The organism is Helicobacter sp. 219-2 (genome assembly GCF_030053225.1).
Classification (GTDB): Bacteria; Campylobacterota; Campylobacteria; order Campylobacterales; family Helicobacteraceae; genus Helicobacter; species Helicobacter pylori_C.
In genome coordinates, this window is the sequence record NZ_JASGBS010000001.1 from 231552 (window position 1) to 258319 (window position 26768).

Consider the following 26768-nt stretch of genomic DNA (forward strand, 5'->3'; position numbering starts at 1 on the left):
TGGGTATTGCTTTAAAAACCCCTAAAAACCCTTTAACAATTCCACAAATTCTTTAAAAATATAGTGGCTCTCTTTGGGGCCGGGGCTGCTTTCTGGGTGGTGCTGGACAGAGATGATGGGAGCGTTTTTGTAACGCACGCCCTCAATGGTGTTGTCAAAAAGGTTGCGGTGCGTGATAACAGCGATTTCTTCAATTTCTTCAGGGATGCAATAGTTGTGGTTTTGCGCAGTGATTTCAACGGCGTTTGTTTTTAGGTTTTTAACGGGGTGGTTGCTCCCATGATGGCCAAATTTGAGTTTGTAAGTAGGGTAGCCTTGCGCGATAGAGAGCAATTGATGCCCTAAGCAAATGCCAAACATGGGGATTTTAGCGTCAATGAGTTGTTTGATTTCTTCAATTTCTTGCTGCAAACTCAAAGGATCGCCTGGCCCGTTAGAGAGGAAAATCCCGCTAATTTCTTTTTTTTCATAGGCCTTAATCAGCTCGCTAGCTTTAGTGTGGTGCGGGTAAATAAGGGCTTTTAACCCCACATTTTGAAGCTCGTTTAAAATATTGCCCTTAGCCCCAAAGTCCAGCACCGCGATAATTTTATGAGAGATTTTTTCATCAAAAGGCTTGTAATCTAGGGTTTTGAAATCAAAAGCCGTGCGCTGGTGCGTGGTGATTTTTGGCGTAGAAACGCTAGACACTAAGGGGGAGTGAGAAATTTTAGGAGCGTTTTTTAAAATTTCTTCAAGCTTGTTTTTGTCATGCTCTATCGTGGAAGCGACCATCATCAAGCACCCATGATGGCGTAAGGTTTTGATCAAACTCCTGGTATCAACGCCACAAATCCCTAAAACGCCACGCTCTTTCAAATAAGCGCTCAGGCTAAAATCCGCCCTTGAATTAGAAAAAAATTCGTTGTAATGGCGCGCTAAAATCCCTGTGCATGAAAAAAAGGATTCATCATCTTTAGAATTAGCGCCCACAACCCCAATTTCAGGCATGCTAAAAACCACAAATTGCCCCTTATAGCTAGGGTCGCTAATGACTTCTTGATAGCCACTCATAGAAGTGTTAAAAACAAGCTCGCCTGCTTGCGTGCCGCTAGCCCCAAAACTTTGCGCTTGCAAAAAAAGCCCATTTTCTAAATAGAGAGAGATCATTATAAAAAGCCTTTACGCCTTAATTCTTCTTCATAGAGCCTTTCAAACACAAGCTCATATTCATCGCTCCCTACGGGTAATTTGCGTTTGTAATGTTTGATTTTTTCATGCACTTCATTTTCAATGCTTTCATACGCTTTAGAATAGGTGTCAATGGATTTGTAAATCAAGTTTCTTATCAAATTTTCAGACACGCTAAACATGATCAAATCCTCATCTAAGATTTTATTCAAAATCTGGTGCGACAAATCGTTGCACCTTTCTTCCCAAAACAAATGGAAGCCCTCTTTTTGAGCGATCTGTCTTTTAATCATCCAAAAAAGCTGCCTTTCATCCATCCGCATGAATTCTATCTCATCGGTGTTTTCTTCTAAAAGCTCTCTGGCTTGCTCATCTATGGCGTTTTCTTTTTTAACGCTTTTTTCCAAAATCCCTTCTATCAATTCACACAATAATTCTCTAGGGGCTTTTAATTCTAATAGTTTTGAATGGATAAAGTCGTTGGCAATCTTATGGCTTATATGGTTTATATGGGTTAGTTTGAGTCTCATGATTTTTCTCGCATATTTTATTTATTTTTAGAGCGTATTTTATCATTCTTTAGATAAAATGCTTTTTAAAAAATGGGTTTAATGGCGCACCAAACTATAGGATTGTAGAATTTTATCAGCGTAGATGATTGTAATATCCGGGCGTTTTTTAGAAATTTTAGCGTTAATCAGTCTTAACCTCCCCCCTTCTTTAATGCCATAGAATTGGAGCCTTAAAGCGAGTTGCTTATCGTTAGTGCGGATTTGATGGATACCCCTTAATTGCAAGGCTGTGGCGACTTCTTTGGCTAAGAAATGCCGGTTTAATAATTTTTCATTAGCGCCAGAAATTTTACTCCCCCATAAAAAAAGCGTTTCAGTGAGCATTAAAAGATACAAACTGAAAACGCGCAAATAATACTGCCCCCTAAATTCCTTCAAACGCACCCTAAGGCTATTCAAAACGCTTTTAACAAACAAAGGCAAACCAATTAACGCTAAAGGGGCGAAAGTTCTTAAATCTATCTCTTGGCGCATGCTCAAAAGCAAAGGGAAAAGCCAACCGCTCGCGCTCATAAAGGCTAGTAACGATGGCTTTTTATCCAAAAGGGCTTTATAGAGCGTATAAGGGTAGTAGAGGAACAATAAGGGCGAATATAAAAGCATGAGTTCTAGACATGTGTCTATAAAATACCCACTAGGCAAGCCCTTATTGAAACTCCCGCTAAAAAGAGCGGTATTCACAATTAAAACCACCAAAGCAAAGATCGCGCTCTTAAAATAGCGTTTTCTTAAAGTGTAGGCAAAAACCCCTAATAAAAGCGGGATAAACGCGTCGTCTAAAAACGCGCAAGCGTTGAGGGTTAAATAAGGGATTTTTTGGGTTTTAATATATAAATAGCTAATCAAAAGCCCAAGGCTTAACACCAGCACGCTTTTAGCCAGTAAAATCGCAAAGAGATTCACTCCAGGCAATAAAGCGTAAGTCAATACCACATAAAGGGCGTCTTTAGGCTTTTTTAAAATCTTTCGCCCTATCAAATAAAATAAAAACATGTTAATGAGATGAGCGATCAAAAAAGGCAATCTCAAAGCCAAATCGTTTTGACCTAAAATTTCAGTGCTTTTTTGAGCGATTTGAACAAACCATGCGCTGCTATAAAAAAAATCCTTCGCTTCATTGTAGCTGATAGAAATTTCTTTACTCATCAACAGCCCCAAAGCCAGGACTAAAAAAACCATGACGATAAAGACTAAATCGCTTAAATCAAAGCTTCTTGTTTTTTTCTCTGGATAAATAAAATAGCTAAAGTATAACAGAGCGCTTTGTAAGGGGCTTAGTTGCATGACTTAAATTTTTTTAATTCTTTTAAAAGAGCGGGCAAAGCAATGAGTAAGCCTGAACATAAAATCAAAGCCACCCCCAAAGAGCTTTTAAGATCCAAAAATTGATCGCCTAAATACAGCCCAAACAACAGCCCCCAAACAATGCGGGTGTATTCAATCGGGGCAATGATCCCAGCAGGAGCGTTCATGTAAGCATAAGTTAAGAAATACTGCCCTAAAGTCCCGCTAATCCCTATTAAAGAAATCCACAAAATGTCTTCTTTTCTGGGAATATGAACGCCTGTGGATAAAAAAGGAATATCAATGAACATGCCCACAAGCCCTAGCACACTCATGCCAAAGGCGAACGCTAAAATCACGGCTTGCTTGTCGTAATATTCTCTCAAATCCCTTAAAGTGATATACGCTAAAGACACAAAGATCCCGCTCAATATGCCCATAAGAATTTCAACCGGCCCCACATTTTCCACGCTAGGATCTGAAATCAACACCACCCCCACTAGCCCGATGCATGCGGAAATTAACGCGCTTCTTTTGAGCTTTTCTTTCAAAAGCAAAGGGGAAAGAAGCACCGTATAAATAGGCGCGCACTGCGAGAAAGCCGTCGCTGTAGCGAGCGAAATTTTTTCAATATTATAAAAAAACGCTAGCATGGCTAAGCCCCCTACAACGACCCTAAAAGCGAGCTTTTTAAAACCGCCTTGTTTGTAGCTTTTTAAGCGGTAGGGTTTGAAAGGATAAATAAGTAAGAGTAAGAGCGTCATGGTAATGGAGCGGTAAAACACATTTTCCATAGGGGAAAAATAATCCGCTGTGATTTTAACAAACGCGCTCATGATCCCAAAGCAAAAATTCGCCAAGAGTATCATTGAAACGCCAAATAAAATGGTGTTACGCATGCCTTTTACCCGTAAAGATTTTTAGGGTAGTTTAACCTAAAATCTCTAATTAAGACTTAAAGTTTTTAAGCTTTAAAAGCATAAAAGTTGCATTGGTTGGTAAAATCATGTTATAACAATGCTCTAGGAGTTTTACCTTTTGTCTAGAATGATTCTAGAAGCTTTAGCACTTCAAACTCCTTGAAACATGAAAACATAAAAACACGAATCCTTTTTGAAATAAACTCCTAGACCCTTTTTAAAGGGTTTGAACGCCACCACTTAGAAAACTCTTTTAAGCTTTTCAAGTCCCTTGTTTTGTTAAAAACCCCATGCTATGAGGATTATCTCATTGGGGAATGGATTTTGCTTAATATTAGCGTAAAATCCAATTTTAGGAAATTCGCATGGCTGTTTCTTCTATCAATCAGTTTGACTCTAACCTCTATGGGCTTTTAAACGCTAAAAGCGCTCCTAAAGAAGACCTAGCTCCTATTGAAAACACAGAAAAAGTAGAGCGAGAAAAAAAGGACGCTCCAACAGAAAACCTCCCCTTTAACCCTGACAAGCGAGAAACTTACGGCTTTTTGGTTTTAGAATTGATGAGCGACAGAGAGTATGAGGCTTTTTTGAGGGCTACGGCCGGAATGGATGAGAGCCAAAAACGCTTGGCCGCTCAGTCGCTCTATAGTTTGACGGATTTTTATAACGGGAAATTCTCTAAAGAAGTGGAAAACGCTCCCAAACAACCGATAAATGGCTTGCACAAAAAAGCCCTACAAACCTTTAACGCTACCAACCATAACGCTTTTTTGCAACGCTACCAGAACGCTTATAACAACCCTTCTTCTATGGATGTTACCCTTTAAAATGGGGTTAGGGCGAGGTGCTTTTCAATTTGTTTCTTCCAAACTTTTAAGCACCTTGATGAGGTCTATATGCTCATCAATGTCATGCACTCTTAAAATACTCGCTCCATTTTGCAGTGCCATTAAATGCAAACTCAAAGTGCCGGCGAGCCGGTCTTGAACTTCACGCCCGGTGATAAGCCCGATCGTGTTTTTACGACTCGCTCCCACCAATAGGGGTTTTTTGAATTTGAGAAAGTGGCTTAAATGCTTGATTAAGGCTAAATTATGCTCTTTTAATTTAGCGAATCCAAACCCAATATCTAAAATAATATCTTGTAGCGCGTATTTTTCTAAAACCTCTAGTTTTTCCTTAAAGAAGCGATCCATTTCATCAAACAGATTGTGGTAAAAGACATTTTCTTGCATGTCTTTGGGGGTTTTTTGAGCGTGCATTAAAATGCAAGTGGGCTTGTAATCTCTGGCGACTTCTAGCATTTCAATACGACTAAAACCGCTCACATCATTAAGGATGGAAAAATAATGCTCCAAAGCCATTTGGGCGGTTGTGGCATGGTAGGTGTCTATGCTGAATTGGGCGCATTGGTAGAGTTTTTGGGATTTGATCTCTAATAAAACTTCTTTTAAGCGATCTTGCTCTACTTTTGGATCAATGATTTCACTCTTTGGCCTTGAACTGGCCGCGCCTATATCAATGAGTTTGATACCCTTTTCTAGCCATTGATAGATTTCTTCAAGCGCTTTTTTGCTACTAAACCGGCTCTTTTCATAGAAACTATCCGGCGTGAGATTCAAGATTGCCATGATCTGTGGGTTGTTAGGCTTTTGGGATTTAAGGTGGCTTTTTAATTCTTGCGCTAAATGTTTAAGCCCAAAGGGTTGGGAATGGCACTTAACAATCAGGCGTTCTAATTGCTTAGCGCTCACAATCAACACCCCATCATAAAAAGGCTCTTTAGCTAAAATACAATCTCTTGGCGTGGCAAAATCACCCCCAACGCTTATGGCCTCTTGCTTTAAAATCAATGTAGCACTTAAGGGCAGGTGTTGGATTTCAAAAATAAAGCTAACGCCTTTTTGGCGCATGCGATCTTGTGCGATCTTTTCTGGGCCTATTTTTTGTAAAGCGTTTTTGAGTGCATCAGGGTTAAGGCGTTTTACAATCATGGCGTTTTCTTTTTGGATAAAAGGCTTAAAAGCAGGGGTAAAAGATTGTAACTGAGCTTGTAATAAGAGCTGTTAGCCTTAATCGCTAAATCAAAGGCTTGCAATTCTTGCTCGTTTAAGGGGATCTTATGCCTATTAACGCTCTCTAACAGGCTTTCAATTTTTTCCCTCTGATTTTCTCTGGAATCAAAATTTTCTTTGTCTAAATTTTTTAAAAACGCATAAATATCTTTCAAATCCAGCCTTGATAAATCCAAATCTAAAGGTTTTAGGGGGATTTTTTGGCGCTTGTCTTCTTTGATTAAGCGGGATTTAATGGTGGCTAAAACATGGTTTGGGCTTTTAGCAAACATGATAAAACAAACATTATTCGGGGGTTCTTCTAAGATCTTTAAAAGCGCGTTTTGGGCTTCTGTGCCATAACTAGGTGCAGCGATTAAAAAGGCGTTTGGTTCGCTGTGTTTTAAATGAGCCTTTGAAATAACTTCTTTGGCATGCTCTATTTTAAAGTCCTTGTTAAAAGTTTTGATCACCTTTTTGTCTTTTTCAATGATCTCGGTGTAGAATTTAATGTGGCGCTTGAAAAAGCTTGCAGTCTCTTCTAGGCTCTCTTCAAGATTGTCCGTATAAATAAGGCGGTTGAAGTTTTTCACAGAGTGATCTTATTGTATAGCGTGCTAAAAAGCGCGTTTTCAAAGAGTTTGAAGAGTTGCAATAATTTATAATCCAATAAGATGTCATGCTCTTTTAAAAGCAAGCAATCTTCTTTAAGCTCTTCAAAAAGCCATAAAAAACTAGGGATTTTACTCAGTAGTATCGTTTTCAAGCCTTCATTTTCAACTCTCCCAACATGCCAAAACATGGGGTTTTGATAAGTCATCTCTATGGTGGCTAGAGAGAGATTCGCATCGTTTTTGGGGTAGAAAGAAGAAGCGTTAAAATCAATGACTGACAATAAGGGGCGCTCTTTTAAATCTTTGGGGTTTAGGTTAGAAAGAATGTAGTTTAAAAACCAGTGCCTAGAAGAATCAGCACTCACTAACAGCGATCCGCCATTAAGCACATGCGAGATGGTTTGCGCGATGAGTTTGGCATAGCTGGATCGCTCCAATTCCAGCCACCCGCTTTGTTGGGCAATAAACTCCCCCTGATCGCGCACAAATTCCTTAATCCAGTCGTAGAAATTTTTCATTGATCCAATTGATATACCGCATGCAAAGTTCTAACGGCTAATTCAGCGTATTTAATGTCAATCAAAACCGAAATTTTAATCTCGCTTGTAGAAATCATCATGATATTGATATTGTCTTTGGCTAGGGCTTTAAAAGCGGTGCTCGCTACCCCAGAATGCGACTTCATGCCTACGCCCACTATGGAAACTTTAGCGATATTTTCATCATAATCAATGGAATCCATTTGCGCTAAAAAAGGCTTTAAGGCTTGCTTGGTTTCTTCTATTTGGGTTTTAACGATCGTAAAATCCAAATCGGTTTTGCCGTCTCTGCCGATCGTTTGGACGATCATATCCACATTAATGCGATACTCCGCTAAAGCGCCAAAGATTTCAGCGGCAATGCCTGGCCTATCCTCCACGCCCTCCATGCTCACACGAGCCTGATTTTTATCCAATGCGATCCCACTCACTATAGGGGTTTCCATGCGTTCTCCTTTAAAGTCTTTTTCAGCCACAATGAGCGTGCCTTCGCTATGGTTAAACGAATTGCGAGTCACTAACTTCACACTGAGTTTTTTGGCTAATTCTACCGAGCGGTTTAATAAAACTTTAGCCCCCATAGAAGCCAGTTCAAGCATTTCATCATAGCTGATTTGCGTGATTTTTTGAGCCTTTTCTTCAATGCGCGGATCAGTGGTATAAACGCCATCCACATCCGTATAGATTTCGCACAAATGCGCTTTTAAAGCCCCGGCCAAAGCGACCGCGCTCAAATCGCTCCCCCCACGCCCTAAAGTCGTTGTTTCGCCTTGAATGTCAGCGCCTTGAAACCCAGCGATCACCACAATGTAATTTTTTTCTAAAAGCTCTGTGATGCGTTTGGTGTCAATGGATTGGATCACGGCGTTTTGAAAATGCGAGCTGGTTAAAATGCCCGCTTCTTTCCCGCTCAATGAAATGGCTCTATGCCCATACCTCTCTAACGCCATGCTCAAAGCCGCGCTTGAAATCAATTCCCCCGTGCTTACAATCCTGTCCATTTCTCGCTTGTTAGGGTTATGGCTAAAATTCTTGCCAAATTCTAAAAGCCTATCGGTTTCGCCGCTCATCGCCGAAACCACCACCACCACCTGATGCCCTAATTTAACGCTTTCTAAAACCCTTTGGGCGACATTGTGGATCCTTTCCACGCTGCCCATGCTCGTGCCGCCGTATTTTTGAACGATTAACACCCTAAATACCCCTCTCTTTTGAAATAAGCAATGACTTGGCGATACACTTGGCGTTTAAAGGGAACGATTTTTTTAAGCAAATCCTTAAGATGAATGAATTGATAGGCTCTAAATTCTGGCGTGTGTTTGTTCAAATCAATGTTGTTGGCATGCTTTAGGCGCACTAAAAAATAGCGTTGCTTTTGCCCGTCAAACGAATAGAATTTATGCTCTATATTGCTTGGGAAATCATAGGCGATCCATCTAGGGTATTGCGCTAAAATCTCTATTTCATTCGTGCCAATTTCTTCTAATAATTCTCTATGGAGCGCTTCTAAAGGGGTTTCGCCCTCATCAATGCCCCCTTGGGGGAATTGCCACGCCCCTTCAATATCTATGCGCTCAGCGATAAAAACTTCGCATGTATTAGGGTAATCTGGCGACATGATAATGGCCGCAACATTAGGACGATATTTTTTATGTAGCATAGGTCTTTATTCTGGCTCTTTCTTGTTTGATTAAGATGGTATTATAGTGCATGCTGGCTTTAAGTAGGGTTAAGAATGCCATTAAAATCAAAAATTAAAAAAAGGGCTTGAAACTCATTTTAATAGCGCCCAAACAGCGCTATTAAAAATAAGAGAGTTTATTTGAGAGTGGGGATATATTTGGCTAAAGCTTTGATGTCTTCATCGCTTAATTTTTTAGCTTGCGCGGTCATGACAGGATTCTTGTTGGCACCGTTTTTAAAATCCATAAGCTCTTTTTCAATTTCTGCTTCACTCATCATGTTGACGATTTTGCTTTTTCCTAAAGCTTTCTTTTCAAACTTAACCCCATGGCAAGCGGCGCAACTTTTTGCAAGAGCCTTAACATCTGTTGCCATTAAAACATTTGCGAACGCTAAAACGCCTAAAGCCATAATAACCTTTTTCATAGTTTGTCTCCTCATGCTTATCAAAATAATCTTAAAATGATACAATTACAAGTTTAAGTTTCGCTTAAAATGAAATGAAAATGAGAGAAATAAATATGATTTTATACATTCATATCCCCTTTTGTGAAAATAAATGCGGTTATTGCGCTTTCAATTCCTATGAAGATAAGCATGGGCTAAAAGAAGAATACACTCAAGCGCTATGCCTGGATTTAAAGCATGCCTTAAGCCAAACTGATGAACCCATTGAGAGCGTTTTTATTGGCGGCGGCACGCCTAACACTTTGAGCGTGGAGTCTTTTGAAAGGATTTTTGAAAGCATTTATCGCAATGCAAACTTGAGCTCAGATTGTGAGATCACCACTGAAGCTAACCCCGAATTGATTTCTAAAGCTTGGTGTCAAGGCTTAAAAGATTTAGGGATCAACCGCTTGAGTTTAGGGGTGCAAAGTTTTAGAGAGGATAAATTATTGTTTTTAGAGCGCCAACATTCCAAAAATATCGCTCCTGTGGTAGAAACTATTTTAAAAAGCGGGATTGAAAATGTCAGCATTGATTTGATTTATAACACCCCATTAGACAATGAAAACTCTTTAAAAGAAGAATTAAAACTCGCTAAAGAACTCCCTATCAACCACTTGAGCGCTTATGCTTTGAGCGTTGAAAAAAACACGAATTTAGAAAAAAACGCCAAAAAACCCTCATGCACCCATTTTGACAATATAATAAAAGAAATTTTAGAGGGCTTTTCTTTCAAGCAATACGAAGTGTCTAATTACGCTAGAGGTTATCAAGTCAAACACCATTTAGCTTACTGGGGGGCTAAAGATTATTTAGGGTGCGGGGCTGGGGCTGTAGGCTGCGTGGCGAATGAGCGCTTTTATGCGAAAAAGCTCATAGAAAGCTACATCAAAGACCCCTTAAAACGCCAAGTTGAAACGCTTAATAAACAAGACAAGCGTTTAGAAAAGCTGTTTTTAGGCCTAAGGTGCGTGCTGGGGGTTGAGCTTAATTTCTTAGATGAAAATAAAGTAAGGTTTTTGATTGAAGAAAATAAGGCTTTCATTAAAAATAACCGATTGGTAGCGAGCGATTTTTTCATGGCCGATGAAATGGCTTTGTGGCTGTTGTAAGGCTCTGTTAATCAAGCGTTAATAAAAACGCTAAAAAGCATTTTTTAATTAATGCCTACAAAATTTTTAGCCAAAAACCAACCAATGGCTACCCCAATAAGCCCTAAAATGTTAGTGCCTAAGACATAAGAAACGGCTTCAATGTATTGGGATTTTTGCAAGAGCTTTAAAGTGTCTAACCCGTAAGAAGAAAAGGTCGTAAAACCCCCTAAAACCCCAGTTATAAAGAAAATCCCAAAATCATCACCAAAAACTTTTTTAACAGCCAAATGCCCCATAAAGCCGATGACAAAACACCCTATGATATTCACGCTAAAAGTCCCTAAAGGGAAACTTTCAAACATTAAAAATTTACTGGGCATCATTTTGCCCACAAAATACCTTAGCGAACTCCCTATAGCCCCCCCTAAAGCGGCCCATAAAAAGACAAAATTCATGCATCATCCTTTAAAAAATAAATGAGAGCATTATAATGAGGTGTTTTTAACATTCCTTAATTCTCAAACTTAAAGCCAGTTCTAAACACGCTTCTAAGGAGGGCTTTTTAGCGCTATAGCTTTGAATGCCTTGCTTTTGCAAATAAAGAGCGGTCGTGTTGCCAATGCTTATAGCGGTGTAACTTTCTAAAAATTCAAAATAGTGTAAAAAGGCTTTTGCATGGCTTATAGCGGTAAAAATAAGAATGCTCTTTTCTTTGGGTTTTAGGGCGCTTTGTTCGCTTAAGGTTAAATGTTTGAGCTTGTTTTCATAAACAACAGCTTGCTTGAAATCAATGCCATGCTCTAAAAGAATGGTGTCTAAAGAAGAGGCAATCTCTTTTGCCCTGAGATACAAAACGCTTTTTTTTTCCAATAAAGGAAGGATTTCTTGAACGAACTCTTTGCCATGGGCTTTTTCCCCTATAAAGGCGACTTTAAAATGGTGATCTTGTAAAGTTTTTGCGGTGGGTTCGCTCAAAGCGTAAGCAGGAATGTTTTGTAAAATTTGGAGTTTGGGGCTGTTTTTTAGAGTTTCTAGCAAGGAAAATACCGCATTTTTAGAAGTGAAAATAAGGGCGTTAAAAGGGGTTGGATCTAATTCTAAGGGATAGTAGCAAAATTCGTTTAAAATGAGAGTCTTATAAGGGGCGATTCTTTGAGAATGCACCCATACAACCTCCCTCATGCCTAGTTTTTCTTATCTTTTTTATCGCAAGCGTCATCATAGACCATTCTAAAGCCGTATTTTTCAAAATCATAGACATTGCCCTCTAAATAATAGGGCGTATAGCCTAATTCATGCATGCTTTTAGCCGCATCTAAAGCCCTGCGACCAGCCCTGCAATGGAGCAACACTTTTTTATCTTTGTGCTGGGATAAAAAATCAGCGAGCTTTTCTTGATCATTAACACTAATGAGCGTAGCGTTAGGCAAATGCAATTCTTCATATTCGTCCAACTCGCGCACATCTACGACAATAAAATCATTGAAATTGACTTCTTCTAAACTGATTGCATAATCTTCAAGCATGTTTATCCTTAATTTTTAAAGTAAGGTTATGTTACAATGATTTGATAAATAGGAATGTTTAAGGAGTGTGTGTGCAAGAAAATTATGACGCTTTTTTTACCGAAGCGAGAGGGTTTTTAAACGAGAGGGTTTTTAAGGATTATTTACGCCGTTTGGCTTATGGCATTGATGCATCATGTTATCGTTATATCCCTAAAATAGTCGTTTGGGTGAAGGATGAAGAAGAAGTTCAAAAGCTTTGTGTTTTAGCCAAAAAGCATGGCGTTTCATTGACTTTTAGAGCGGCTGGGAGTTCCTTATCAGGGCAAGCGAGCTGTGATGGGGTGCTGGTGATGGCTACGCATTTTTTCAAAGACGCTAAAATTTTAGACAACGCTACAAGCATCCAGCTCTCATGCGGAGTCATAGGAAGCAACGCGAACGCCTTATTGAAACCTTACCATAAAAAAATAGGCCCAGATCCCTCTACGATAAACACCGCTATGATAGGGGGGATTGTTGCTAATAACGCTAGCGGGATGTGTTGCGGGGTGGAGCAAAACAGCTACAAAACCCTAAAATCCTTAAGAGTGATCTTAGCTGATGGCACTCTTTTAGACACGGCCAATCAGGAGAGCGTTGAGAGTTTCAAAAACGCGCGTAAAGATTTGATTGAAGGGGTTTTGAATTTAAGAAAAGAGATTTTAGAAGATAAAGAATTGCACGCTCTCATTAAGAAAAAATACGAGATCAAAAACACCACCGGCTACAGCTTAAACGCTCTCATTGATTTTGAAGACCCTATTGAAATCATTAGCCATTTATTCATAGGCTCTGAGGGGACTTTAGGCTTTATTTCAAGCGTGGAATTAGAATGCGTGAAAGACTACGCTTATAAAACTTGTGCGTTATTGTTTTATGAAAATTTAGAGCAATGCGCCAAAGCCGCTCAAATTTTAGCCGCTTTAAAAGCCAAACAGCCTGAAATGATTTCTTCAGCAGAGCTTATGGATTATGCGTGCTTAAAAAGCGTGAAAGGTTTGGAGGGCATGCCCAGAGTGATTTTAGAAATCAAAGAGCCTAACGCATGCTTACTCATTCAAAGCGAAAGCGATGATCCTTTAATTTTAGAAAACAACATGCAAACGATTTTAAACGCTTTGAGCACGATACCGGTCGTTTTAGATTCTCAAATCAGCAGTGATCCTACTATTTATCAATCGTGGTGGAAGATCAGAAAAGGCATTTTCCCTATCGCAGCGTCTCAAAGAAAAAGCCAAAGCTCTGTAATTATTGAAGATGTGTGCTTCAGTCAAGAAAATTTTGTAGAGGGGACAAAAGCGATTGAAGGGCTTTTGAAAAAACATGGCTTTAAGGATAACAGCATTATTTTTGGGCATGCGTTAAGCGGGAATTTGCACTTTGTCGTTACGCCGATTTTGGAAAATGAAACTGAAAGAAAAGCGTTTGAAAATTTAGTTTCTGACATGTTTTTAATGGTGAGCAAAAGCTCTGGCTCTATTAAAGCCGAGCATGGCACAGGCAGGATGGTGGCCCCCTTTGTGGAAATGGAGTGGGGAGAAAAAGCCTATAAAATCCACAAACAAATCAAAGAATTGTTTGATCCTAACGGCATTTTAAACCCTGATGTGATCATCACAAACGATAAAGAAATCCACACTAAAAATTTAAAGAGCATTCACCCTATTGAAGAGCATTTGGACATGTGCATGGAATGCGGGTTTTGTGAAAGGGTTTGCCCTAGCAAAGATTTATCTTTAACGCCACGACAACGAATCGTTATCCACAGAGAGATAGAGCGCTTAAAAGAAAGGGTAAGTCATGGCCATAATGAAGATCAAGTTTTATTAGATGAGCTTTTAAAAGAGTCTGAATATTTAGCGCACGCTACTTGCGCGGTGTGCCATATGTGTTCTGTGCTATGCCCTTTAGGAATTGATACCGGAAAGATCGCCCTAAATTATTATCAAAAAAACCCTAAAGGCGAAAAGATCGCTTCAAAGATCCTTAATAACATGCAAACAACCACAAGCATGGCTCGTTTTTCTTTAAAAAGCGCTCGCTTAGTTCAAAACCTCATAGGCTCTCACAACTTAGTGAGCCTGACCAAAGGGATTAAAAAATTCATCAAGCCTTTCCCTAAAGCCTTTAATTACATGCCCAAAAACAACGCCTATCCTTTAGAAAATAAAACGCTTAAGAGCGAAGAAAAAGTCATTTATTTCAGCACCTGCATCAACCGCTCGTTCGCTCCATCAACCAAAATGGCGGATAAAAGATGCATTCAAGAAGTGTTTGAATCCTTATGCCAAAAAGCCAAAGTTTCGGTAATGTATCCTAATGGATTGAATGCGCTTTGTTGCGGGAAAGCCTTTATCAATTACACCGACTTGACCAAACAAAACAACGAAAAAAACCATGCGATTTTTTTAGAATTAAGCGATAGGGGAAAAATACCGATCGTTTTAGACCATAGCGCATGTTCGACGCATTTTTTCAAGCAGATGAAAGCCTATAAGGATTTGAAAGTCTATGATTTGAGCGTCTATATTGAAGAAGTTCTAAGCCCTAAATTAAAATTCAACCCCATTAACGAAGACATAGGGTTATACACGATGTGCGCTTTAAAGTTAGAAAATAAAGAAGAGTTGTTATTCAATTTGGCTAAAAAATGCACTTTGGGCGAGATTGTTATCCACAAAGAGACGGGTTGTTGCGGCTTTGCGGGGAATAAGGGCTTTTTTACCCCTGAATTGAACGAGAGCGCTTTAAACGGCTTTCAAGCGTTTTACCAATCCTATGATCTTAAAAGGGGCTTTTCCACTTCCAGCACTTGCGAGATCGGTTTGAGTGAAAAAACCCACTTTTCTTGGCAGCATATCGCTTATTTAGTGGATGCTTGCACGCTTTAAATGGTGTATAATTGAAGAATTTCTTTAAAGGGTAAAGGCATTGGATAACACTCTCAAACATCTTGCCATTATTATGGATGGTAATGGCAGGTGGGCTAAATTAAAGAATAAAGCTAGGGCTTATGGGCATAAAAAGGGCGTAAAAACCCTTAAAGACATTACGATCTGGTGCGCTAATCATAAGCTAGAATGCTTGACTTTATACGCTTTTTCTACAGAAAATTGGAAACGCTCTAAAAGTGAAGTGGATTTTTTAATGAAAATGCTTAAAAAATACCTTAAAGATGAGCGATCCACTTATTTGGATAATCACATACGCTTTAAAGCGATAGGGGATTTAGAGGGCTTTTCTAAAGAATTGAGAGACACGATCTTAAAGCTTGAAAACGATACCAGGCATTTTAAGGATTTTACGCAAGTTTTAGCCCTCAATTACGGATCTAAAAACGAGATTTCAAGGGCATTTAAAAGCTTGCTAGAAAGCCCGCCTAGCAATATAAGCCTTTTAGAAAGTTTAGAAAATGAAATTTCTAATCGTTTAGACACGCGCAATTTGCCAGAAGTGGATTTATTGTTACGAACGGGGGGGGAAATGCGCTTGTCTAATTTTTTATTGTGGCAATCCAGCTATGCGGAATTGTTTTTCACGCCGATTTTATGGCCTGATTTCACCCCTAAAGATTTAGAAAATATCATTAGCGATTTTTACAAAAGAGTGCGCAAATTCGGGGAATTAAAATGCTAGTAGAAATAGAGAATTTGACTAAAACTTATGGGAGTTTAAAAGCGTTAGACAATATCAATTTGAAACTACCCAAACAGCAATTTATAGGGCTTTTAGGCCCTAATGGGGCGGGTAAAACCACTCTGTTAAAAATTTTAGCCGGATTGAATTTGAACTATCAAGGGGAAGTGAAAATTTTAAATCAAAAGATCGGCATAGAAACTAAAAAAAGCGTGGCGTTTTTAAGCGATAGCGATTTTTTAGACCCTAAATTAACGCCCTTAAAAGCGATCGCTTTTTACAAGGATTTTTTTAGCGATTTTGATTCATCAAAAGCCCTAGATTTACTCAAACGCTTCAGCGTGCCTTTAAAAAGAGAGTTTAAAGCCCTTTCAAAAGGCATGAGGGAAAAATTACAGCTGATTTTAACCCTATCACGAAACGCTTCTTTGTATCTTTTTGATGAGCCGGTGGCTGGGATTGACCCTATTGCAAGAGAAGAGATTTTTGAACTCATCGCTAAGGAATTTAGCCAAAACGCAAGCTTGTTAGTTTCTACACATTTGGTGGTGGATGTGGAAAAGTATTTAGACAGCGCGATTTTTTTAAAAGAAGCTAAAGTGGTGGCTTTTGGAGGTGTGGGAGAATTGAAAAAAGGGTATAGCAGTTTGGAAGCGGCGTATAAAGAAAGGCTAAAATAAATCAGTCAGTTTGTCTTAAAACGCCTAAACGCCAATCAAAACTATCACAGATCGCTTGAATATTTTTGCATGGAATTTCTTTAAAATTTAAGTATAATTGTAAGCATCGCCTAGATGATTCGTGTTTCTTATGATGGCAAGTTCGTTGAAAAAATAAGTTAGGCTAAGGTAGTGGTTTTTGTGTGATGGCATTTTTTAAATCTGCCCCTAAGAAAATCCTCCTAGCCTTATTAGTGTAGGTTTGTTGAACTTATGCGCATGTAAAAGTAGCGGTCATCTGGGTTTTAAACGACCGCATTTTAGGGAAGACATGAAAGATAACAATAACTATAATGTTTTAATTGTGGGGAATAAGGGGCGAGAGTATGCTTTGGCTCAAAGGCTTCAGCAAGATGAGCGAGTGAATGCTTTGTATTTTTGTTTGGGTAATGGTGGCACTCAAGATTTAGGCGAGAATCTGGAATGCGAACATTACGAGCATATCGTGGAATTAGCCCTGAAAAAACAGATCCATTTAGCCATCATTTCAGAAGAAGAGCTTTTGATTTTAGGGCTTACAGAGATGCTAGAAAAAGCGGGGATTTTAGTGTTTGGGGCTTCTAAAGAAGCGGCTAAGTTAGAGGCTTCTAAAAGCTATATGAAGGCTTTTGTTAAAGAGTGCGGCATCAAAAGCGCATCTTACTTTGAAACAAACGATTTAAAAGAAGCTCTCAATTACATTCAAAACGCTTCCTTCCCTTTAGTGATTAAAGCGTTGAATAAAAACACAAGCATTGTCCACCATCAAGAAGAAGCGCTAAAAATCCTTGAAGACGCTTTCAAACAAAATAATGAGTCTGTGATCATAGAGCCTTTTTTAGAGGGGTTTGAGCTTTCAGTTACAGCGCTTATAGCCAATGATGATTTTATCTTGTTGCCCTTTTGCCAAAATTACAAACGCTTATTAGAGGGGGATAATGGAGTCAATACGGGGGGTATGGGGGCCATCGCTCCTGCAAACTTTTTCTCTAATGAATTGGAAGAGAAGATAAAAAATCATATCTTTAAACCCGCTTTAGAGAAATTTCAGGCTGATAACACGCTTTTTAAAGGGGTTTTACTCGCTGAAATTGTGGTCATAGAAGAAAAGGGCGTTTTAGAGCCGTATTTATTGGATTTTAGCGTGCGTTTTAAAGATATTGAATGCCAGACGATTTTACCTCTTGTAGAAAATCCGCTACTAGATTTGTTTTTAGCCACAGCCAAAGGGGAATTAAATTCTCTTGAATTGGTGTTTTCTAAGGAATTTGTGATGAGTGTCGCGCTTGTTTCTAGGAATTACCCCACCAGCTCTTCACCCAAACAAACCCTTTATATTGATCCGGTTGATGAAAAAAAGGGCCATTTGATTTTAGGGGAGGTGGAGCAGGATAACGGCGTGTTTGAAAGCAGTGGGGGGAGGGTGATCTTTGCCATTGGCAGAGGAAAATCCTTATTAGAAGCCAGAAACCATGCTTATGAAATCGCTCAAAAGGTGCATTTTGAAGGCATGTTTTATCGCAAGGATATTGGTTTTAAGGTGTTAGATTTGAAAGAATACTCTTGAAGTTTAAGACAAACCAAAGAGTTTGTCTTGTTTGTTTTTGAATGCGCTCTCCAAATTTAGAAAAAGAAGAAACTGAAATCATAGAAACACTCCTTATGCGTGAAAAAATGCGTTTATGCCCCTTGTATTGGCGCATCTTAGCGTTTTTAACCGATGGTTTGTTGGTGGCGTTTTTATTGAGCGATCTTTTGAGGGCGTGCGATTTCTTGCATTCTTTATACTGGCTGGCTAACCCCATTTATCATGGCGTGTTTGTTGCGATGGGTTTTATCATCTTGTATGGCGTTTATGAAATCTTTTTTGTGTGTTTGTGCAAGATGAGTTTGGCTAAACTGGTTTTTAGGATTAAAATTATTGATATTTATTTAGCAGATTGCCCCAATAGGGCTATTCTATTGAAGCGTTTAGGGTTAAAGATTGTGGTTTTTCTATGCCCATTTTTATGGTTTGTAGTGTTTAAAAACCCCTATCATAGGGCATGGCATGAAGAAAAAAGCAAAAGTCTTTTGGTGTTGTTTTAATCATGATTTATTGGTTGTATTTGGCGGTCTTTTTTTTGTTGAGCGCATTAGACGCTAAAGAAATCGCTATGCAACGATTTGACAAACAAAACCATAAGATTTTTGAAATCCTTGCGGATAAAGTGAGCGCTAAAGACAATGTGATAACCGCATCAGGGAATGCGATCTTATTGAATTATGATGTGTATATTTTAGCGGACAAGGTGCGTTATGATACCAAGACTAAAGAAGCGTTATTAGAGGGGAATATCAAGGTTTATAAGGGCGAGGGCCTACTCATTAAAACCGATTATGTGAAATTGAGTTTGAATGAAAAATATGAAATCATTTTCCCCTTTTATGTCCAAGATAGCGTGAGCGGGATTTGGGTGAGCGCGGATATTGCTAGCGGGAAGGATCAAAAATATAAGGTTAAAAACATGAGCGCTTCAGGGTGTAGCATTGATAACCCCATTTGGCATGTCAATGCGACTTCAGGCTCATTCAACATGCAAAAATCGCATTTGTCTATGTGGAATCCTAAGATCTATGTCGGTGATATTCCTGTATTGTATTTGCCCTATATTTTCATGTCCACGAGCAATAAAAGAACGACCGGGTTTTTATACCCTGAGTTTGGCACTTCTAATTTAGACGGCTTTATTTATTTGCAACCCTTTTATTTAGCCCCCAAAAACTCATGGGATATGACCTTTACCCCACAAATCCGTTATAAAAGGGGTTTTGGCTTGAATTTTGAAGCGCGCTACATCAACTCTAAAGACGACAGGTTTTTATTCAATGCGCGCTATTTTAGGAATTACACTCAATATGTCAAACGCTATGATTTGAGGAATCAAAATATCTATGGGTTTGAATTTTTAAGCTCTAGCAGGGACACTCTACAAAAATACTTTCATCTTAAGTCTAATATTGACAACGGGCATTACATTGGTTTTTTATACATGAACGATTTGGACTATGTGCGTTTTGAAAAGGTTAATAAGCGTATCACGGACGCCACGCACATGTCTAGGGCGAATTACTACTTGCAAACAGAAAATCATTATTACGGCTTGAATATCAAGTATTTTTTAAACCTGAATAAAATCAACAATAACCGCACTTTCCAATCTGTCCCTAATTTGCAATACCATAAATATTTAAATTCTTTGTATTTTAAAAATTTGTTGTATTCGGTGGATTATCAGTTTAGAAACACCGCAAGAGAGATTGGTTATGGCTATGTGCAAAACGCTTTGAATGTGCCGGTGGGCTTGCAATTTTCTTTGTTTAAAAAGTATTTGTCTATAGGGCTTTGGAACGATCTCCAACTATCTAATGTGGCTTTAATGCAATCTAAAAATTCCTTCGTGCCTACGATCCCTAATGAATCAAGGGAATTTGGGAACTTTGTGTCTTCAAATTTTTCCATGTATGTCAATACGGATTTAGCCAGAGAATACAACAAGCTTTTCCATACGATCCAATTGGAAGCGATTTTCAACATCCCTTATTACACCTTTAAAAACGGCTTATTTTCTCAAAACATGTATGCTTTGAGCGCGCAAGCCTTAAACAGCTACACTTCGCCTTTATTGATGGATTATGATTATCAAGGGCGTTTGTATGACTCTGTGTGGAATCCTAACAGCATTTTACCTAGCGATGCGAGCAATAAGACGGTGAATTTAACCCTAACGCAATACCTTTATGGCTTAGGGGGGCAAGAGTTATTGTATTTTAAAATATCGCAACTCATCAATCTTGACGATAAAGTTTCGCCCTTCAGGATGCCATTAGAGAGCAAGATCGGGTTTTCGCCCTTAACAGGATTGAATATCTTTGGGAATGTCTTTTATTCGTTTTATCAAAACCGCTTAGAAGAAATCTCTGTGAACGCCAATTACCAACGCAAGTTTTTAAGCTTTAACCTCTCTTATTTTTTAAGAAACAATTTTAGCAGTGGGATTAATAGCATTGTAGAAAATCCTGCGGATTATTTAAAGGCGGGTTTTAGCAACGACTTTGGTTATTTTTCCATGAGCGCGGATGTGGGTTATGATATTAGAAATAATGTGGTTTTAAATTGGAATGTGGGGATTTATAAAAAAATCCGTTGTTTTGGGATTGGCTTTCAATTCGTTAACCAACGGCGCCCTATCCTCACCGGCGATCCCAACCAACCTATAAGAGTGTTTGAAAATAACTATGTTAAGCTAGAATTAGACTTTTCACCGATCACTAAAACCAATGTAACTTACCGCTCTTTACAGCGTAAGTAAAAAAGGAATGCATTTGAATACGGATTTTAGCCATATCACCGATATAGAGGGCATGCGTTTTATCAATGAAGAAGACGCTTTGAACAAATTGATTAATGAAATCCACACGCGCCACATTGATTTAAAAGATTCCATCATGCTCGCTTTGAGTTTTAACGCTCTGTATTTGGCTAACGCTTTAGCGCAAAAATTTGGAGCGACTTATGATATACTTTTTTTAGAACCTATCCTAGCCCCTTTAAATTCAAAATGCGAGATCGCTTTGGTGAGTGAGAGCATGGATATAGTGATGAATGAAAGTTTGATCGATTCCTTTGACATCACTTTAGACTATGTTTATTGGGAAGCCAAGCGAGCTTATGAAGAAGACATTTTGTCCCAGATTTATCAGTATCGCAAAGGCAATGCGATCAAAAGCTTAAAAAATAAAAATATTTTTATCGTAGATAGGGGGATTGAAACCGGGTTTAGAGCAGGGTTGGGCGTGCAAACTTGCTTGAAAAAAGAATGCCAAGACATTTATATTTTAACCCCCATTCTCGCGCAAAATGTCGCTCAAGGCTTAGAAAGTTTGTGCGATGGGGTGATTAGCGTGTATCGCCCTGAATGTTTTGTCTCTGTGGAGCATCATTATAAAGAACTCAAGCGATTAAGCAATGAAGAAATTGAAAAATACTTGGGCGCTAACAACGCGCCTAATTTAAAAAAGGAACATTAAATATGGATTTTATCACCATCACTTCTAGTAACAAAACCGAAGAATTCGCTCTCAAGCAAGTGGCCAAACAAGCCACCAGCTCTCTAATGTATCGCTTAGGAAGAACCATCATTTTGGCGAGCGTGTGCGTAGAAAGAGAGCCTGTGAGTGAAGATTTTCTGCCTTTAGTGGTGCAGTTTTTAGAAAAATCTTATGCAGCCGGAAAGATCCCGGGCGGCTTTGTTAAGAGAGAAGGCAGAGCACAAGATTTTGAAATCTTAACCTCTAGGCTTATAGACAGGACTTTACGCCCTTTATTCCCTAAAGACTACCGCTACCCTACACAGATCACTTTAATGGTTTTAAGCCATGATATTGAAAATGATTTGCAAGTTTCTGCTTTAAACGCTGCTTCAGCCGCTCTCTTTTTATCCCATATCGCTCCCATTAAAAGCGTGAGCGCTTGCAGGATTGCTAGGATTGATAACGAATTTATCATTAACCCTAGCATAAGCCTTTTGAATCAATCCAGTTTGGATCTGTTCGTGTCCGGCACAAAAGAGAGTTTGAACATGATAGAAATGCGCTCTTTGGGGCAACAATTAAACGCTTTAGAAGAGCCTTTAATGCTAAAAGCTTTAGAATTGGCTCAAAAAAGTTTGAAAGAAACTTGCACGCTTTATGAAGAGGTTTTCACGCCCCACCAAAACGAGCTGCTTTTCAAAGAGAGCCAAGGAATAATTTTTAATGAAAGGCTGTTAGATTTATTAAAAAATCAGTATTTTGATGAAATCATCAAAGGCATTGAAAGTTCTGCTTTGAGCGAGCGAGAAAATGTTTTCAATGAAATTGCCAGAAAAATCAGTGAAGCCCACTCAGAATTCAGTTTAGAAGAAATTGAATTGTCTTTAGAAAAAGTGAAAAAAACTGAGATAAGGCGCATGATCATTAAGGATAAAATCCGCCCGGATAAGCGCGCATTAGAAGAAGTGCGCCCCATTTTGATAGAGAGCGATTTGCTCCCTATGGCGCATAGCTCCATTTTATTCACTAGGGGGCAAACGCAAAGCTTAGTGGTAGGGGTTTTAGGCACGGATAATGACGCTCAAACCCATGAGAGTTTGGAGCATAAAGCCCCTATTAAAGAGCGCTTCATGTTTCATTATAATTTCCCTCCTTTTTGCGTGGGCGAAGCGAGCTCTATTGGCGCGACCTCAAGGCGCGAATTAGGGCATGGGAATTTGGCTAAAAGGGCCTTAGAAACGAGCATTAAAAATAAAGAGCAGGTGATACGATTGGTTTCTGAGATTTTAGAAAGCAATGGTTCAAGCTCAATGGCGAGCGTTTGCGCAGGCTCTTTAGCCCTTTATGCAAGCGGTGTGGAAATTTATGATCTAGTCGCTGGGGTGGCTATGGGCATGGTGAGCGAAGGGCAAGATCACGCCATTTTAAGCGATATTAGCGGTTTAGAAGACGCAGAAGGCGATATGGATTTTAAGATTGCCGGGAATTTAGAAGGCATTACGGCCATGCAAATGGATACCAAAATGAGCGGTATCCAATTAGAGGTTTTATACCAAGCTTTACTCCAAGCTAAAAAAGCGCGAGAGCATATTTTAAAAATCATGCATGAAGCGAAAGAAAAGATTGTGATCAATTTTTCCCATTTGCCTGCAACGGAGATTTTTAATGTCGCGCCCGATAAAATTGTAGAAATTATCGGTCAAGGAGGGCGTGTGATCAGAGAGATAGTAGAAAAGTTTGAGGTTAAAATTGATTTGAATAAACCGAGCGGTGAAGTGAAAATCATGGGGAATAAAGAGCGGGTTTTAAAAACGAAGGAATTTATTTTAAACTATTTGCATTCTTTAGATCAAGAATTGGAGCAATACGCTATTGATGAGGTGTTAGAAGCTCAAGTGAAGAGAATCGTAGATTTTGGGGCGTTTTTAAGCTTGCCTAAGGGGGGCGAAGGCTTGTTAAGAAAGCAAAACATGGACAGGTGTCAAGTGGTTTTAAAAGAAGGCGATAGTATCAGGTGTAGGGTGATTAGTTTCAATAAGGGTAAAATCGCTTTGGATTTGGCTTAAAATTTTAAAAAGCGTTTTTTAAAAGAGATTTTAAGCTAGTTTGTATTAAAATAAATTCTTGCTTGTATTTTTGAAAGTAGAGGAACGATTCGAAATGAAAATCAAGCGCAGAACATTTGAAAACGGAGTGCGAAAATGAAATTTTTAGCGTTATTTTTTCTGGCTTTAGCGGGCATTGCTTTCGCTCATGATGGTGGAATGGAGGGGATGGATATGATTAAATCTTATTCTATCTTAGGAGCGATGATCGGTCTAGGGATTGCCGCTTTTGGTGGGGCAATCGGCATGGGGAATGCGGCCGCAGCGACCATTACAGGCACAGCGAGAAACCCAGGAGTGGGCGGTAAATTGCTCACCACTATGTTTGTGGCCATGGCGATGATTGAAGCGCAAGTGATTTATACTCTAGTGTTTGCTATTATCGCTATTTATAGTAACCCATTCTTAAGTTAAGGGTTTTGATGGGCTAAATTATTGCTTAAAAAGCGTAATTTAGCTATAATATTTGCTTCAAATTTTTAGCACTGGTGGTGGAATTGGTAGACACGCCATCTTGAGGGGGTGGTGGGAGCAATCTCGTGCGAGTTCGAGTCTCGCCCAGTGCACCATTAAGTTTCTTTAAGGAATAAGTGGGTATAATCTCACTCTTTGCTCTATATATACGCCGAAGTGGTGGAATTGGTAGACACGCTAGACTCAAAATCTGGTGGGAGCAATCCCGTGTCGGTTCGAGTCCGACCTTCGGCACCATTGCTGATAATCTTTTTCAACTTGTTTTTTATTTTTTCATTTAAAATAGTTTTATTCCAAATAAATGCCAAATAGATGGATTAGTGAGTTTTGAGCCTTTTTTAAAGGATTGTTTAACCCATTATAAAAGGAGTGTGAGTTTAGGTATAATGATTTAGCTAAAAGATGTTAAAATCCCACTAATTTTTTGGGGTAGGAAATATCCATGCAGACTTTAAAGAACAAAGCCTTTCGTGTTAGCATTCAATGGAATGCTTTAGTTAGGAAGCTTCTTTCTTTAGAAAGGGGCGCTCTCACTGGAATGGATGAGAAAAAATCTGCTTAAGTCATGTCGATTCAAATATATTTCAACCGGAGACTCTATCATGCTGGATTTGTCTTATAGCCTGGAGCGTGTCTTGCAAGAAGACCCGGCAGCTAGGAATAAGTGGGAGGTTCTTTTGCTTTATCCGGGCATTCATGCACTGCTTTGCCACCGCCTAGCGCATGCGTTGCACAAGAAAGGGTTTTATTTTATTGCGCGCGCGCTTTCTCAGTTAGCGCGCTTTATTACTGGGATAGAAATCCACCCGGGCGCTAAGATTGGGAGAGGGCTCTTTATTGATCATGGCATGGGTGTGGTGATTGGCGAGACCACAGAGATTGGAGATGATGTTACCATTTATCATGGCGTAACTCTAGGGGGCACGGGCAAGTTCAAGGGCAAGCGCCACCCTACTTTAGGCAACCGAGTGGTAGTGGGGGCTGGGGCTAAGGTCTTGGGTGCGATTTGCGTGGGTGATGATGTGAAGATTGGGGCTAATGCGGTGGTGCTTTCAGATTTACCCACGGGTTCTACGGCTGTAGGCGCTAAAGCTAAAACCATCACAAAGGATCGTTAATTTTAAGTAAAGAGAGAATTTTTAAAATGAGTAAAAGTAAAAAAGAGTTATTTTTGGAACTTGCACAACCTGATAAAAACGGAATGAGTCGTTGGGTAAGCGCTATAGAATTTATAGGAAAATATCAAGGATTACAGCTAGGTAATGGGGGGAGTTGGTGCAGGAATAACTCATCTTTGGCTAAAGAATTTGAATTAGAATTTGATAAAAGGCAAACTCCAGGAAATTCTATTGATAGAATACGCTTGAATGGCTATAATACTAGATGTGTTTTTAACCAAAGTATCCGTCAAGACATTAAAAATTACTATAGCCAACAATGTTGCGCGATGTGCGGTGCGCGTGGCAACTCTGAAAACACTCAAATAGAAATAGATCATAAAGACGGCCGCAAGGATGATTTAAGAGTTTCTGATTTAAACACACAGACTTTTGATGATTTCCAGGCTTTATGTAAAGCTTGTAATGACAAGAAACGCCAGATTTGTAAAAAATGCAAAGAAAGTGGCTATAGATTTGATGCAACAAAAATTCCTGGCAATCGTTATCCTTTCTATGAGGGGGCGTTTGAATATGATGGTTGTGTGGGTTGCTATCAGTATGACCCCATACAATACAGGAAAATTTGTAATGATAGGATATTTAATGAAGGGTATCAAATTGGATACAATCAAAAAACTACTTTATAGCGGTTGCAATGAACTACATCGGCTCTAAATACAAGCTCATTCCCTTTATTAAGGAAAATATCCATGCGGTTGCAAGTAATGATCTCTCTGGCGCGATTTTTTGTGATCTATTCGCTGGGACGGGCATTGTTGGGCGCGCGTTTAAAAAGGCTGTCCATAAAATCATCTCTAATGATTTGGAATATTATAGCTTTGTTTTGAATCAAAATTATATCGGCAACATTCAAGAAATCCCTAATAAAGAAGAGCTTATTGATGAGGTTAATAGCGTTGCTTTAAAAAAAGGCTTTATCTATTCGCACTATTCTTTAGGGGGGAGTTCAAGGCAGTATTTTAGCGAAACAAACGCTCAAAAAATTGATGCGATGCGTTTGAAAATTGAAGAGCTTAAGCTTTCTCAAAACATTGATAATTGCGCGTATTATTTTTTGCTCGCATCGCTATTAGAAAGCGCGGACAAGGTAGCTAACACCGCTTCAGTTTATGGGGCTTTTTTAAAACGCCTTAAAAAAAGCGCTCAAAAAGAACTCATCTTAAAAGGCGCTGATTTTGATTTGAGTTCAAACGCTAACGAAGTGTATCAGCAAGACGCTAGCGAACTGATTGGAAAGATTTCAGGGGATATTTTGTATTTAGACCCTCCTTATAATGCGAGGCAATATGGGGCGAATTACCATTTATTAAACACGATTGCTATTTATACGCCCTTTGCTCCAAAAGGTAAAACCGGCTTGCCCAGTTACCAGAAATCATCGTTTTGCTATCGCGCTAAAATCTTAAACGCTTTTGAAAATTTAATCAAAACAGCGCGATTCAAATATATCTTTTTAAGCTATAACAATGAAGGGCTTATGAGTGAAACAGAGATTGGGAATATTTTAAAAAAATACGGCGCTTACTCCTTGATTACTAAAACCTACATGCGTTTTAAAGCGGATAGCAAACGCGCCCACAAAGCCGCACACACCACAGAGTGTTTGCATATTCTTATCAAATAGGAGTCAAGATAGCTCCAACCTTTAAATGGCAAAAATAATCGCTTAAATACCGC

At 39.1% G+C, this 26768-nt stretch carries 27 protein-coding genes and 2 tRNA genes; 16 read left to right on the top strand and 13 right to left on the bottom strand.

The window, feature by feature from the left end:
- Nucleotides 1-21 precede the first annotated feature (21 nt).
- The 4 genes from carA to P6280_RS01265 all read right to left on the bottom strand — a co-directional run bounded on the left by carA (nt 22) and on the right by P6280_RS01265 (nt 3925).
- Complete coding sequence (gene carA / locus P6280_RS01250; protein ID WP_283236770.1) at nt 22-1149, bottom strand: glutamine-hydrolyzing carbamoyl-phosphate synthase small subunit; 1128 nt, start codon at nt 1147-1149, stop codon at nt 22-24.
- Nucleotides 1149-1700 carry a DUF507 family protein gene (locus tag P6280_RS01255; protein WP_001237418.1) on the bottom strand — a complete coding sequence of 184 codons (552 nt, stop codon included), beginning with the start codon at nt 1698-1700 and terminating at the stop codon, nt 1149-1151. The genes carA and P6280_RS01255 overlap by 1 nt, the downstream gene beginning before the upstream one ends.
- A 78-nt stretch (nt 1701-1778) precedes the next feature.
- On the bottom strand, nt 1779-3026 hold the full coding sequence (locus tag P6280_RS01260) for a hypothetical protein (protein ID WP_283236771.1): 1248 nt from the start codon (nt 3024-3026) through the stop codon (nt 1779-1781).
- The gene (locus tag P6280_RS01265) at nt 3017-3925 is read right to left on the bottom strand and encodes a DMT family transporter (RefSeq protein ID WP_283236772.1); all 909 of its coding nucleotides are present in this window, start codon (nt 3923-3925) and stop codon (nt 3017-3019) included. The genes P6280_RS01260 and P6280_RS01265 overlap by 10 nt, the downstream gene beginning before the upstream one ends.
- A gap of 386 nt (nt 3926-4311) precedes the next feature.
- Between P6280_RS01265 and P6280_RS01270 the strand changes: the two genes are divergently transcribed.
- The gene (locus tag P6280_RS01270) at nt 4312-4773 is read left to right on the top strand and encodes an HP1233 family protein (RefSeq protein WP_000301287.1); all 462 of its coding nucleotides are present in this window, start codon (nt 4312-4314) and stop codon (nt 4771-4773) included.
- A gap of 24 nt (nt 4774-4797) precedes the next feature.
- Here P6280_RS01270 and folP read toward each other — a convergent pair whose 3' ends face one another.
- From folP to P6280_RS01300, 6 genes are all read right to left on the bottom strand, one after another.
- Complete coding sequence (gene folP, locus P6280_RS01275; RefSeq protein ID WP_283236773.1) at nt 4798-5940, bottom strand: dihydropteroate synthase; 1143 nt, start codon at nt 5938-5940, stop codon at nt 4798-4800.
- Nucleotides 5937-6593 carry a DNA polymerase III subunit delta' gene (locus P6280_RS01280; protein WP_283236774.1) on the bottom strand — a complete coding sequence of 219 codons (657 nt, stop codon included), beginning with the start codon at nt 6591-6593 and terminating at the stop codon, nt 5937-5939. The genes folP and P6280_RS01280 overlap by 4 nt, the downstream gene beginning before the upstream one ends.
- Nucleotides 6590-7132, bottom strand: a complete 543-nt coding sequence (gene hobA / locus P6280_RS01285) for a DNA replication regulator HobA (RefSeq protein ID WP_000788244.1) — start codon at nt 7130-7132, stop codon at nt 6590-6592. Before hobA ends, P6280_RS01280 begins: the two co-directional genes overlap by 4 nt.
- Entirely contained in the window at nt 7129-8346 is a 1218-nt protein-coding gene (locus P6280_RS01290; RefSeq protein ID WP_000909709.1) for an aspartate kinase, read from the bottom strand. Before P6280_RS01290 ends, hobA begins: the two co-directional genes overlap by 4 nt.
- Entirely contained in the window at nt 8340-8813 is a 474-nt protein-coding gene (locus P6280_RS01295; RefSeq protein WP_000902583.1) for an RNA pyrophosphohydrolase, read from the bottom strand. Before P6280_RS01295 ends, P6280_RS01290 begins: the two co-directional genes overlap by 7 nt.
- A gap of 158 nt (nt 8814-8971) precedes the next feature.
- Nucleotides 8972-9262, bottom strand: a complete 291-nt coding sequence (locus P6280_RS01300) for a c-type cytochrome (protein ID WP_212881073.1) — start codon at nt 9260-9262, stop codon at nt 8972-8974.
- Nucleotides 9263-9357: 95 nt separating this feature from the next.
- On the opposite strand from P6280_RS01300, the gene hemW reads away from it, so the two are divergent.
- Nucleotides 9358-10395, top strand: coding sequence for a radical SAM family heme chaperone HemW (gene hemW, locus P6280_RS01305; protein ID WP_283237440.1), 1038 nt, complete (start codon nt 9358-9360; stop codon nt 10393-10395).
- Between the two features lie 44 nt (nt 10396-10439).
- Here hemW and crcB read toward each other — a convergent pair whose 3' ends face one another.
- The 3 genes from crcB to P6280_RS01320 are packed head-to-tail and all read right to left on the bottom strand — an operon-like array spanning nt 10440 to nt 11903.
- On the bottom strand, nt 10440-10832 hold the full coding sequence (gene crcB / locus P6280_RS01310) for a fluoride efflux transporter CrcB (protein ID WP_154436965.1): 393 nt from the start codon (nt 10830-10832) through the stop codon (nt 10440-10442).
- A 46-nt stretch (nt 10833-10878) separates the two neighbouring features.
- Nucleotides 10879-11559, bottom strand: a complete 681-nt coding sequence (locus tag P6280_RS01315) for a uroporphyrinogen-III synthase (protein ID WP_283236775.1) — start codon at nt 11557-11559, stop codon at nt 10879-10881.
- A 2-nt stretch (nt 11560-11561) separates the two neighbouring features.
- Nucleotides 11562-11903: a rhodanese-like domain-containing protein gene (locus P6280_RS01320; protein WP_220908807.1), complete on the bottom strand. Its 342-nt coding sequence runs from the start codon at nt 11901-11903 to the stop codon at nt 11562-11564.
- A 71-nt stretch (nt 11904-11974) separates the two neighbouring features.
- Between P6280_RS01320 and P6280_RS01325 the strand changes: the two genes are divergently transcribed.
- From P6280_RS01325 to P6280_RS01390, 14 genes are all read left to right on the top strand, one after another.
- The gene (locus P6280_RS01325) at nt 11975-14815 is read left to right on the top strand and encodes an FAD-binding and (Fe-S)-binding domain-containing protein (protein ID WP_283236776.1); all 2841 of its coding nucleotides are present in this window, start codon (nt 11975-11977) and stop codon (nt 14813-14815) included.
- Nucleotides 14816-14855: 40 nt separating this feature from the next.
- Nucleotides 14856-15560, top strand: a complete 705-nt coding sequence (locus P6280_RS01330; protein WP_283236777.1) for a di-trans,poly-cis-decaprenylcistransferase — start codon at nt 14856-14858, stop codon at nt 15558-15560.
- Entirely contained in the window at nt 15554-16240 is a 687-nt protein-coding gene (locus tag P6280_RS01335) for an ABC transporter ATP-binding protein (protein WP_283236778.1), read from the top strand. The genes P6280_RS01330 and P6280_RS01335 overlap by 7 nt, the downstream gene beginning before the upstream one ends.
- A gap of 310 nt (nt 16241-16550) precedes the next feature.
- Nucleotides 16551-17825 (top strand): phosphoribosylamine--glycine ligase, encoded by a 1275-nt coding sequence (purD, locus tag P6280_RS01340; protein ID WP_283236779.1) that lies wholly within the window; start codon nt 16551-16553, stop codon nt 17823-17825.
- A 41-nt stretch (nt 17826-17866) separates the two neighbouring features.
- Nucleotides 17867-18346, top strand: coding sequence for an RDD family protein (locus P6280_RS01345; protein ID WP_180656718.1), 480 nt, complete (start codon nt 17867-17869; stop codon nt 18344-18346).
- 2 nt (nt 18347-18348) lie between these two features.
- Nucleotides 18349-20610 carry an LPS-assembly protein LptD gene (locus P6280_RS01350; protein ID WP_283236780.1) on the top strand — a complete coding sequence of 754 codons (2262 nt, stop codon included), beginning with the start codon at nt 18349-18351 and terminating at the stop codon, nt 20608-20610.
- 13 nt (nt 20611-20623) lie between these two features.
- Nucleotides 20624-21328: a phosphoribosyltransferase gene (locus P6280_RS01355; protein ID WP_283236781.1), complete on the top strand. Its 705-nt coding sequence runs from the start codon at nt 20624-20626 to the stop codon at nt 21326-21328.
- A gap of 2 nt (nt 21329-21330) precedes the next feature.
- Nucleotides 21331-23397 carry a polyribonucleotide nucleotidyltransferase gene (locus P6280_RS01360; RefSeq protein WP_283236782.1) on the top strand — a complete coding sequence of 689 codons (2067 nt, stop codon included), beginning with the start codon at nt 21331-21333 and terminating at the stop codon, nt 23395-23397.
- Nucleotides 23398-23532: 135 nt separating this feature from the next.
- On the top strand, nt 23533-23850 hold the full coding sequence (locus P6280_RS01365) for a F0F1 ATP synthase subunit C (protein WP_000669957.1): 318 nt from the start codon (nt 23533-23535) through the stop codon (nt 23848-23850).
- 68 nt (nt 23851-23918) lie between these two features.
- Nucleotides 23919-24005 (top strand) — tRNA-Leu (locus P6280_RS01370).
- A 55-nt stretch (nt 24006-24060) separates the two neighbouring features.
- Nucleotides 24061-24147: transfer RNA gene (locus tag P6280_RS01375), tRNA-Leu, on the top strand.
- A 365-nt stretch (nt 24148-24512) separates the two neighbouring features.
- The gene (gene cysE / locus P6280_RS01380; RefSeq protein WP_000886316.1) at nt 24513-25028 is read left to right on the top strand and encodes a serine O-acetyltransferase; all 516 of its coding nucleotides are present in this window, start codon (nt 24513-24515) and stop codon (nt 25026-25028) included.
- Nucleotides 25029-25054: 26 nt separating this feature from the next.
- Nucleotides 25055-25717 carry an NlaIII/IceA1 family type II restriction endonuclease gene (locus P6280_RS01385; protein ID WP_283236783.1) on the top strand — a complete coding sequence of 221 codons (663 nt, stop codon included), beginning with the start codon at nt 25055-25057 and terminating at the stop codon, nt 25715-25717.
- Between the two features lie 8 nt (nt 25718-25725).
- Nucleotides 25726-26715: a DNA adenine methylase gene (locus tag P6280_RS01390; protein WP_283236784.1), complete on the top strand. Its 990-nt coding sequence runs from the start codon at nt 25726-25728 to the stop codon at nt 26713-26715.
- The last annotated feature ends 53 nt before the right edge of the window (nt 26716-26768 follow it).